At 57.6% G+C, this 8,186-nt stretch carries 9 protein-coding genes and 1 tRNA gene; 5 read left to right on the forward strand and 5 right to left on the reverse strand.

All coding sequences use genetic code 11. The features are described 5' to 3' along the window. On the reverse strand, positions 1 to 228 hold a 228-nt coding region (locus U1839_RS26390; RefSeq protein WP_332806535.1), incomplete at its 3' end, for an ArdC-like ssDNA-binding domain-containing protein. A gap of 425 nt (positions 229 to 653) precedes the next feature. On the opposite strand from U1839_RS26390, the gene U1839_RS26395 reads away from it, so the two are divergent. Beyond that, entirely contained in the window at positions 654 to 1,547 is an 894-nt protein-coding gene (locus U1839_RS26395; RefSeq protein ID WP_332806536.1) for a hypothetical protein, read from the forward strand. A 321-nt stretch (positions 1,548 to 1,868) separates the two neighbouring features. Here the strand turns inward: U1839_RS26395 and U1839_RS26400 are convergent, their stop codons facing one another. Together U1839_RS26400 and U1839_RS26405 are read right to left on the reverse strand one after the other, a co-directional pair. Beyond that, on the reverse strand, positions 1,869 to 3,461 hold the full coding sequence (locus U1839_RS26400) for a recombinase family protein (RefSeq protein ID WP_332806537.1): 1,593 nt from the start codon (positions 3,459 to 3,461) through the stop codon (positions 1,869 to 1,871). Beyond that, a complete protein-coding gene (locus U1839_RS26405; RefSeq protein WP_332806538.1) occupies positions 3,458 to 3,682 on the reverse strand; it encodes a hypothetical protein in 225 nt (74 codons plus the stop codon). The genes U1839_RS26400 and U1839_RS26405 overlap by 4 nt, the downstream gene beginning before the upstream one ends. 173 nt (positions 3,683 to 3,855) lie before the next feature. Between U1839_RS26405 and U1839_RS26410 the strand changes: the two genes are divergently transcribed. The 3 genes from U1839_RS26410 (at position 3,856) to U1839_RS26420 (ending at position 6,110) form a co-directional block, all read left to right on the forward strand. Beyond that, a complete protein-coding gene (locus U1839_RS26410; protein ID WP_332806539.1) occupies positions 3,856 to 5,091 on the forward strand; it encodes a hypothetical protein in 1,236 nt (411 codons plus the stop codon). 162 nt (positions 5,092 to 5,253) lie between these two features. Further along, on the forward strand, positions 5,254 to 5,574 hold the full coding sequence (locus U1839_RS26415; RefSeq protein ID WP_332806540.1) for a helix-turn-helix transcriptional regulator: 321 nt from the start codon (positions 5,254 to 5,256) through the stop codon (positions 5,572 to 5,574). Next, positions 5,571 to 6,110, forward strand: coding sequence for a hypothetical protein (locus U1839_RS26420; protein ID WP_332806541.1), 540 nt, complete (start codon positions 5,571 to 5,573; stop codon positions 6,108 to 6,110). Before U1839_RS26415 ends, U1839_RS26420 begins: the two co-directional genes overlap by 4 nt. 240 nt (positions 6,111 to 6,350) lie before the next feature. Here the strand turns inward: U1839_RS26420 and U1839_RS26425 are convergent. Then, a tRNA-Gly gene (locus U1839_RS26425) sits at positions 6,351 to 6,424 on the reverse strand. A 71-nt stretch (positions 6,425 to 6,495) separates the two neighbouring features. Next, a complete protein-coding gene (locus tag U1839_RS26430; RefSeq protein ID WP_332806542.1) occupies positions 6,496 to 7,263 on the reverse strand; it encodes a competence/damage-inducible protein A in 768 nt (255 codons plus the stop codon). Between the two features lie 47 nt (positions 7,264 to 7,310). Here U1839_RS26430 and map point away from each other — a divergent pair, with 47 nt between their 5' ends. Then, positions 7,311 to 8,138, forward strand: a complete 828-nt coding sequence (gene map / locus U1839_RS26435) for a type I methionyl aminopeptidase (protein WP_332806543.1) — start codon at positions 7,311 to 7,313, stop codon at positions 8,136 to 8,138. Positions 8,139 to 8,186 lie beyond the last annotated feature (48 nt).

Raw genomic sequence — 8,186 nt, forward strand, 5'->3', positions numbered from 1 at the left:
ATATCCGCTCTGGAATTTTTGCTCATACGCCTGCGCCCACAGCGCAAGGACGTTGATCCCGTGATATTCCATCTGGGTGACGGCGTTTTGGGGCTTGGCGATATCGGCGCCGCTGCCATGCCAAGGCATGATGAATTCCCCGGCGCCGGCCTCGATCGCTGCGATAATGTTGTCGGTGACGGCGCGGTACACGTCGAATCGGGTATGTGAAGGTACTTCAGCACTCATGATTTCCTCCTGCGCAGAGCGGGAGAGCCTCAGGGTTGAGGCGCTCCCGAATGCGCGGGAGGTCTGAAAGTAAGTGTGAGCGCGTGCGCGAAAGCGCGCACGGGTAGGAATTATGCGGTGAGCGCATACCTGCGGGGACTTGGGGACTTTGGGGAGGTGGCTGGGATCCATTGAAAGCTTCGGCTGCCGCAGGTACACTGACAGTGGCACTCAACTCTATCAAACTAATCTCTTGTCTTTTGAGAATTTTAACGTTTATGTCCACGCGAGTGGCACGTTTATTACCTTCGCCGCAGAAGAACAGTGGCTAGGGATTTTATTCGGAGAGGCGTATGCGCTTGCGGACAATTTTCAGAAACTTATTTTTTTCGCAGACGCCCGATGTTGCATCGAACGTCGATACGTCTGCTATTCCGAGTAAAGAAATGTCCGATAAGCTATATTCGCTAATGCCTCCAGCTGGGAAGGTTGGACTTTGGCTATACTTACGACAATATCTTGCGAGAATTGGTGAAATAAAATCAGCCTCAGATATCTTTAATTTCACCCTTAAAGTACTTCCGGGACTGTTAACATTTATTATAATTCCGATATTAGCGGTGTCGGCAGTATATTTTGCAAAATCTGTTAAAATTACCTACAAGTCACATTCGCCGCTTTTTTTAGTTGCCATTTCATTCTTAATTACGCTTTTAATATCACAAGCCATTACAAGCATTGTGAAGAAGAGGCTTCATCGAAAGCTGATTGCTTTTGATCCACACCATGATTTTGAGATTTTACAATATGCCGTAGTTGGACATATTATTTCCGAAACTAAGGCTGTTTATGCGTTCCGCTATTTAGTGAAGCCGAGACGCGAAGGAGTTAATATATTTCCAGTCATTTTTAACTGGAGCGGTGAGGGGAACGTTACAATTTTGCCAAGAAACAGCCGATATGCGGCTGGCAAGCCTAAGAAGATTCCGGGGAATTTCTCCAAGGGTGAAATACACCTTAATGACGAAGCTAGGGATGGTGTGCCTATTATAGTTGAGTACGTCTTAAATACCGCTGATTCACTATCTACTATTCCAAGCCGGCATCTTGGTATAAGTATAAACTCAAAAAAATACCCATTGCTAAATACTCATTTGATTATTTCATTTGAAGCGACCTGCCCACCAATTTCCCTGCGGAGAGAAATGTATCTGGGAGGGTTTGGTCTGGGTCCCATTGAAGGCCAAATCGTCAACTTGCGCGCGAACGATTCATATCACTGGCCTCTCTGGCGGGTGTTCAACTGGAGCTATTGCATTGCCTGGGATTTTGGGCGATAGTGGCCTCATGGAACTGTAAACCACTGATAGATAATGATTTTTGCCTGAAGATACCGAGAGTGGCAGATGCCGCTTAGGAGTCATGTGGCAAAATATATGTGAATGCGTGCGCTTTTTTGGCGCAACTGGAAATGGTCGCCCGAATTTTTGGCAGCTTTGGCGCAATTTTGTTGCGCGTGATGGGCACCAAAATCTTATCCAACCAGATTTAATTTGAACCTTTTTGGTTCCTGGGTTTGCTCGATCGCACCAATGCCATGGTGGGTTTTTACCGACCCCACAGGTCGTACGAGAGCGCCGCGCGTTACCTGTCCCATGGTCTCACGGTACCCCAGACGGGCGCGCCGTCGAGAATCCGGTCGTCGTGGTTGCGGTGTCATCCTCGACACTTTGAGTCATGGTGGTATTCTTGAAAAGTATCTCGATCAGACTACGAATTTGTTCTCGTCGGTGGTCACGGGTTGGTTTTCGAACTGCCCCACGAACGGGCTCACCATCATTCAAAATCGTCCAATTTCGTAGCTCTTGGAACGGCGAAAACATAGGAAATACGGGCTGTTTTCCGGTCGCGACAAGGTTCGAACTCACGGATTGCAGCACTTGGCGCTTTTCGTCGTCGTTTCCGATTTCGTAGCCTTGTAGAGCCGCCAAACCGAGTTCGAACCTTTCGGCAATTTTTTGCCATTTTGTCGAATCCGGGTGCCGCTGCCTTTCTTGGATCTCAAGTTTTTGGACAATGAGTATAGCCTTGCGTTCGTCGAAGGTGGCTTTGTCGATCGTGCCATCAAGCACGGCGTCGGTGATACGGTTCATGCGCTGTTGGTTGAGCGCCAGGTCGCGTTCCAATCCTTTGGCACGTTCTCCCGCCGTGGCCTGGTCCTCTGCCATCCCTTGTCGGATAACGTCCCTAAACTCCCCCACGTCCCCAGCGTCCACCTGAAGGAGACGGAGTTCGGCGCGAACCAGCACGTCGATCTGGCGTTCAGAGATCGACACGCCCCGACAGCCGAGGTCATGGCAGCGATAATAAACGTGACCTTTTTGGCGTTCACCGGACAGCGAGCGCCCGCATCGGTCACACTTGATAAGCCGACGAAACAGGAAGCGGTGGATTTCGGTTCGGGGATATAATCGACCCGACAGGATCGCCTGCACGCGATCGAAAAGGGCGCGCGAAACGAGCGGCTCGTGATTGCCGGGAAAGATTTCGCCCGTGGTGCCGACACGCATGATGCCGACATAGAAGGGGTTGTGCAGGATGCGTGCGGTGTGACCGACCGGGATCACGTTTCCCGATGCGGTGCGTAAACCTCGCTCGGCAAGCTCGGCTCGCAGCATGTGGAGCGAATAGCGGCCTGTTCCGTACAGTTCGAACGCTAGCTGGATCAGCGGACCGAGATGTGGGTCGACCTCTTTTGCCTTTGCCCTGCCCGTGTCGAGATAGCCGATAGGGGCGGCCATCGGCCAGAACCCTTGCTTCAATCGTCCGTATCGCCCCTTCTTCACCTCATCGCGCAGATTGCGAATGAAGTCGGCGGCGACCACGGCCTGAAGATCAGCGGCAAGCCTGCCGCCGCGCGTGGTGAGATCCATGTTGTCGTGCGCGAAGTGGACCTCGATGCCTCGATCTATCAGTTCGCCCAGCCGTGCCCAGTCTTTCAGGTTGCGCGCGCTGCGGTCGATTTTGTGAATGATCACGCCGGTGGCACGGCCACGCTCCAGGGCAGAAATCATCTTGTTGAACTCACCGCGCCCGAGCTTGGCGGCAGTTTCCATTTCCTCAAACCAGCCGGAGATCGTCAGGCGCTGCCGCGCTGCGAAAGCCTCGATGGCTCCACGTTGCTCCTGCAGCGACGAGCCGTGCTCGCCCTGCTTCACGGTCGAAACGCGGATGTACGCAAAATAGGATTTCATGGGCTGGACGGTGGAGTCGGCTGAATCCTACCGTCCGCAATCGATTCACGCGAGTCGCTGCGGTGGATATCTTCCTCGACCAATCGCTTGTGGATGCCGATCAATACCTTCGCTAGGTTGCGCAGGCGCGTGTGAGCAAGCTCGCGCTCCTCGGCGCTCAGGTCAGGACAATAGCGTTCAATGATGCCGTCACCGGGACGATGTTTTGGCGCATCGTTCATCGAGATATGATGCGCGTTGATGGCGCCCGTCGGTAGGATAGGAAACATGCGCCCAGGGCATAATTCCCATCCTGCCGTTCTCGCTCGCCATCCGGCACGATGGAGAGATGACGCAGGCTCACCTAAAATCAGACGGACCAATTCCTACCATCTCTCGCGTCTGTGCCGACGGAATGCTTATCGAGGCGGTCTTTGATCCAAGCGCTATCAAGACGGCGCTCGCTGTCTGCCGGCCCGACAGCGAACCAACGATCGAGGATTATATCGACCTGTCGACCGGTGAGCGCCTCATTCCGTATTCGCCACACAACAATCTCCTGGCATCTGGGTGTGTGCTGCTGCCGAGCAATATCGAGGAGTTCGGGGATAAGGCGGACATGGTGGGAGCGGTTCGCGCGTTCATTCACCGCTATGTCGATCTGTCACCAATCTTCGAAGAGATCGCCACCCACTATGTGCTGCTCTCGTGGGTGTATGACGCCTTCAACGAACTGCCCTATCTGCGCTTTCGTGGTGATTATGGAACCGGCAAGACGCGGGCGCTGCTCACCATCGGGTCAATCTCTTACAAGCCGTTTTTCGCGTCGGGCGCGTCCACCGTGTCGCCGATTTTCCACGTGCTCGACGCCTTTGGCGGCACCCTTGTGTTGGACGAAGCCGATCTGCGCTTTTCGGACGCGACCGCCGAATTGACGAAGATCCTGAACAACGGGAACATGACCGGTATGCCGGTGCTACGCACGATGTCCAACCGGCACCGAGAGCTTAACCCGCAGGCGTTCAAGGTATTTGGCCCGAAGCTCATCGGTATGCGCGAGCACTTCGCCGACCGGGCACTCGAAAGCCGGTTTTTGACGGAGGAGACGGGCCAGCGTCGGCTTCGGGATGACATTTCTATCCATCTGCCAAGTTCACTCAAAGTCGAAGCACAGGCGCTGCGCAATCGGTTGCTCGCATGGCGATTCCGTAACCGTCACGTCGTCGGCGTCGATCCAACGCGCATCGTATCGGGCATCGCCCCGCGACTGAACCAGACGGCACTCGCCCTCCTGTCGATTGTCGATGATGAGGGCCTGCGCGACCGCATCGCTCGCGAGCTTGTGGGCGAGGAGGCGCGCGTTTTTAGCGAGCGAGCCTCCTCAGCGGAATACACGGTGCTCGCGGCGATAACGGAAGCCGCAACGGTCTCTCCCCGGTCACATATCGCCCTCGCCGACATAGCGCGGCGGGTCTCCAGGAAAATTTCAGAAACTCTCGAGGATTCGTTCACGTCGAAAGCGGTAGGCTGTGTGGTGCGAACCAAGCTGCGACTGCCGACCGTAAAATCGCACGGCGTCTATGTGATCCCGAACACCGCGCGACCCGCAATCGCCGCGCTAGCCTTACGTTACGGTATCGCAATGAAATAGCTGGTCACGCACGGCGCGAGGATTTCCGCGCGAAGCGCGGCGTTATGCGCACAGCGCATAATTCCTATCCTCCACGAATTGGACAACGCACGCGATGATAAACATGCAGCCTCATTTAGCAGGCTGCGTAATTCATCACGCCGTATGCCTGACAATACATACATGCGACGCATCCGCAACCGCTGGATGTTGTCACAGGAAGAGCTGGCAGACCTGCTCAACATTAATCAAGCGCGCGTATCCCGTTATGAAAAGGGCGAGGAATATCCCTCACTCGCCGTTGCCCTTGGCCTCCAAGTGATCTTTGGCCGATCGCCGAAATCGTGCTTTGCCGCCGTCTACACTTTCGTGGAGGATGGCGTCATCACCCGCGCAGCAGCACTGCATCGCACGCTTTCCGGAAGGCGCGACCCCGCCTCAGCCAAAAAGCGACACCTGCTGGACGCCATGATGGACCGGGCGACTAGAGGCGACACACCGTGACCGCTCCTGCTGCCAACGGCTTGGTGCTCGGCTTTCACCCGAGCAACCAAGGCTTCGGTTGGATCGCGTTTTCCGGACCTTTCTCGATCCATCATTGGGGCGTGTCGGACATGGGGCGCGAGAAGAACGAAGGTTGTCTTCGCAAACTTGAACGTCTTCTCGAACGCCTAAACCCGCACACGATTGTTCTCGAAGCCTATGAAGGTACGAAGCCCGCGCGAAGCGAACGCATTGTGCGTCTGTGCCGGGCTGTCGTCGCGATGGCAAAAGATCGAGGAATCGAGGTCGCCATCTATGCTCGCAACGAGATCGTCACGTGCTTCATCTCGATCGGCGCAAAAACCCGGTACGAGATTGCCTCGGCTATAGCTCGTTCGTTTGAAATTCTGCGGGACCGGCTGCCGGCCCCACGGAAACAATGGGAAACGGTGCATCGCAGGATGACGCTCTTTGACGCGGCGGCGCTCGTGCTCACACACTACAACTTGGGCGCATCGCAGTTGTTCGATGATCTTTTGCACGGTCGGCCGAAATGACGCCGTGAGCCTCGCGCTAGATCGATGCGCGCCTTCGTAGATCAATTGGCCGACCGAGAGCATGCACCTTATGAGGCGCCCATCTGGGCGCTTCTGTGTGGGCGTCGACGCATGGAGAGAGTCGTCAGCTAATTCGCTGGGTTTTGATCCACCCGCAATGGCGAATGAACAAGGAGCCAGAATGGAGCCAGATTTCGATCACTCACTGCGCCAACGACGCCTAAGCTATTGAAAACTAAGTGGAGCGGGTGAAGGGAATCGAACCCTCGTCGTAAGCTTGGGAAGCTTCTGCTCTGCCATTGAGCTACACCCGCGCGCAGCGACGCAAATCCTAGCTATGCCGGCACTTGTCAAGCGCGCGGCGCCGGTAGCGCGGCCGATCGTGTCAGATCCCGTCGATCGTCACCGCCCTGCCCTGTGCCTCGAGCTGCGCCGCGAGATCGGCGATCGTCGTATCGACCAGCGCGGCATCGGGGCTGCGGACGACGAAATTGGCGCCGACGCGCCCTTCGCGGAAGAACGGGTAGCTGCCGATCTGGACGCCGTCATGCGCCTTTTCGACCGCGCCGAGCAACTCGGCGACCTCGCTTTCGGCGACCCAGCAGCCGAGCGTGCGGCTGACCACTGGCCGGCCGCCTTCGAGCGTGCCGGTTAGCGCGTCGAGCATGCCGGCGGTGATGTGCGGCACGCCGGCCATGATGAAGATGTTGCCGATGTGGATGCCCGGCGCGCCCGACTGGCGGTTCTCGATCAGGTCGGCGCCCTCGGGCACGCGCGCCATGCGCTTGCGCGCCTCGTTGAGGCCGCCGCGCCCATCATAATATTTCTCCAGCACCGCCAGCGCCCGGGGGTGGTAAACCACCGGCACGCGCAGCGCATCGGCAATGGCATCGACGGTGATGTCGTCATGCGTCGGGCCGATGCCACCGGTGGTGAAGAGATAATCGTAGCGCGTGCGCAGCGCATCGACCGCCTCGACGATCGCCCCCGTCACGTCGGGCACGATGCGCACCTCGGCAAGGCGGATGCCCTGGACGTTGAGCCACGCCGCGATCTGCGCGACATTCTTGTCCTGCGTGCGCCCCGACAGGATCTCGTCGCCGATCACCGCGAGGCCGGCGGTCCAGATGCGTTCATTGGCTGTGGAGGTCATGCACGCCGCCATAGCGAAAGCCGCGCCAAGCCGCTATATGCGCGTCGATGACTGATTATGTGACCGTAACCGCCGACGCGCCGCTGGGCCGGACCGGCGCGATCAAGCTCCATGGCCGCGACGCGTTCGACGGCATGCACAAGGCCGGCCGGCTCGCCGCCGAGACGCTCGACATGATCACCCCGCACATGGTGCCGGGTGTGACGACGGGCGAGATCGACGACATGGTGCGGCGCTTCATCCTCGCCGGCGGCGGCGTGCCCGCGACGGTCGGTTATCGCGGCTATACCCATAGCTGCTGCATCTCGATCAACCATGTCGTGTGCCACGGCATCCCAAGCGACAAGGCGCTCAAGTCGGGCGACATCGTCAATGTCGACGTGACGCCGATCGTCGATGGCTGGCACGGCGACACCAGCCGGATGTACCTGATCGGCGACGTGCCATTGAAGGCGCGCAAGCTGGTCGACATCACCTATGACTGCCTGATGGTCGGGATCGAGGCGGCCCGGCCGGGCAACCATCTCGGCGATGTCGGGCATGCGATCCAGCAGCTCGCCGAAAAGCATCGCTATGGCGTGGTGCGTGATTTCTGCGGACACGGCGTCGGCCGGCTGTTCCACGACGCGCCCGAAGTCGTCCATATCGGCCGCCCCGGCACCGGCCCCGAACTGCGGCCGGGCATGATCTTCACGATCGAGCCGATGATCAATATCGGCCGTCCCGACGTCAAGCTGCTCGACGATGGCTGGACGGCAGTGACGCGCGACCGCTCGCTGTCGGCGCAGTTCGAACATTCGATCGGCATCACCGAAGATGGCTGCGAGATCTTCACCGCCAGCCCCAAGGGTCTCGACCGGCCGCCCTACGCCTGAAGCGCGCGCCGGGCCGTCAAGTGAAACGCAAGTAACGTGGCGGGCGGA

Origin of the sequence: Parasphingomonas halimpatiens (assembly GCF_036663795.1) — a bacterium.
Classification (GTDB): domain Bacteria; phylum Pseudomonadota; class Alphaproteobacteria; order Sphingomonadales; family Sphingomonadaceae; genus Sphingomonas.